Raw genomic sequence first — 2,004 nt, 5'->3', positions numbered from 1 at the left:
TACAAATCATAATTATTATAAAATGCAGTGCTCAATTTGCGGGAATAAGGCTGTCTACGAGGTAAAATATAACGGATCATTTTTATGCAAAAAACATTTTATGGATTTTGTTGAAAGACGTGTTAAAAGGGAGCTCAGGTCCCAGACTGCAAGGAAAAACAAGAACATATCAATTTCCGTCGGTATTTCAGGCGGAAAGGATTCATCTGTTACATTATACCTTTTAAATAAGATTTACAAAAATAGAAGGGATGTGAATATAAAGGCGTTTACTGTTGATGAGGGAATAAATGGATACAGAAGCACAGGCCTTGAAAAGGCAAAAAAGCTTTCAGAAGAACTTGGCATAGAGCATGAAATAATATCCTTTAAGGAGAATTTTGGATACACAATGGACGAGATAATGAAAATTGATCCAAAAACAATATCGTGCTCACACTGCGGCCCAATGAGAAGAAATTTAATGAATAAAATATCAATGTATAATAATTCGGATTATGTGGCACTAGGTATAAATCAGGACGACTATGCACAGTCAATAATAATGAATGTTGTCAAGGGTGATGTTCAGAGATATGTTAGAATGGCACCGCATGAGTATGTGCGCGATGGCCTTGTTCCAAGAATCCTGCCACTGAGGAAAATACCTGAGAAGGAGGTCGTGCTCTATGCGGTTCTCGCAGGCATAGACTTTGACTCAAGCTGGTGCCCATACTATGCCATGGCCCAGAGAAACATTTTCAGGAAATTAATAGACGATCTTGAGAATGAAACGCCCGGAAGCAAATATGCAATTATTAAATTTTTTGATGAAACCCGGGAGCCTTTAAGAGACTATTTTAAAATGTCAGAGGTGAAGTTAAATAAATGCATAAAATGCGGATCACCAACCACAGGAGAGCTATGTGAGGTATGCCGTGATATTGAATCATTAAGAGAATTGGAGGCAAAACCATAGAAATATTTATTAAATTTCGACTGATTAGGGTGTATCGGGGTTGTAGCTTAGCTTGGTTGGAGCACCCGGCTGATAACCGGGAGGTCACCGGTTCAAATCCGGTCAGCCCCATTTTTAAGATTGGGATATAGATAAGACCAAAAAAGTTGACGTTTTTATCATGTTATTTAATGACATATTTTGTTTAATAAAAAATTTTAAAATTATATGCAATTTCCAAAATTTTATAAATGGATAAGCATGTTATTTCATTGCATGAGAATTTTAAAAATGTTCAACGGCAATGAAGTTTCAGTTCCAGACAAGCTCGAAAGAATAGTATCATTCAGTCCGGCAGTAACAGAGATACTCTTTGATCTTGGGCTTGGCGATAAAATTGTTGCTGACTCAGCCTTCTGCTCAAGACCAGAGGGTGCAAGATATAAAAGAAAGCTGGCAAGTTACTCAACAACCCGAAAGGATATTTTAAAAGAGCTTAATCCAGATATAATACTTACCATTGGCGGATATCAGGAGATTCTTTATAATAATCTTAAGGACGATTTGCCGGTTTATATATTTGAGCTTCCATCATCGCTTTCCGGCTTGCTGGATTTAATATCGAAGGTTGGCATAGTTGTAAATAAAAAGGTCGAGGCAAGGAATCTGGACTTAAAACTTATAAAACAGTATAAAAACATTAATACTGATATATTTTTTAAAACATATTTCGAAATGGACCTTGGTGGACCGGTGACCTTCGGTTCCATGAGTTATATAACGGATGCATTGTATGTTATGGGATTTGACACAATTTATGCCAATTTTGATAGGGAATGGATAACTCCAGATTTTGATTTTGTTGCCAGGGCTGATCCCGATGTCATAATATACGAGCATAAAATGTACCGTGAATTTGATTACAGTGATATGGAAAGGCTTATTTTAAAAAGAAATTGGAATAATATCAGTGCAGTCAAAAATGGAAATGTGTTTATAACTCCAGGAAGGCTGGATTTTTATGCACATCATGGCCCGTCATTTTTTACAGAGGTTATTCCATGGAC

2 protein-coding genes and 1 tRNA gene are annotated in these 2,004 nt (G+C 36.5%); all 3 read left to right on the top strand.

Annotation, left to right across the window (positions count from 1 at the left end):
• Positions 1-958, top strand: a 958-nt coding sequence (locus AOG55_RS02430) for a TIGR00269 family protein (RefSeq protein ID WP_236688952.1), incomplete at its 5' end; no start/stop codon positions are given.
• Between the two features lie 36 nt (positions 959-994).
• Positions 995-1,069: transfer RNA gene (locus AOG55_RS02425), tRNA-Ile, on the top strand.
• Positions 1,070-1,213: 144 nt separating this feature from the next.
• Positions 1,214-2,004: ABC transporter substrate-binding protein (locus tag AOG55_RS02420; RefSeq protein WP_055040839.1), on the top strand; the 791-nt coding region annotated here is incomplete at its 3' end.

It is taken from the genome of Acidiplasma cupricumulans (assembly GCF_001402935.1).
Classification (GTDB): Archaea; Thermoplasmatota; Thermoplasmata; order Thermoplasmatales; family Thermoplasmataceae; genus Acidiplasma; species Acidiplasma aeolicum.
This window is presented reverse-complemented; position numbering and strand designations above follow the sequence as displayed.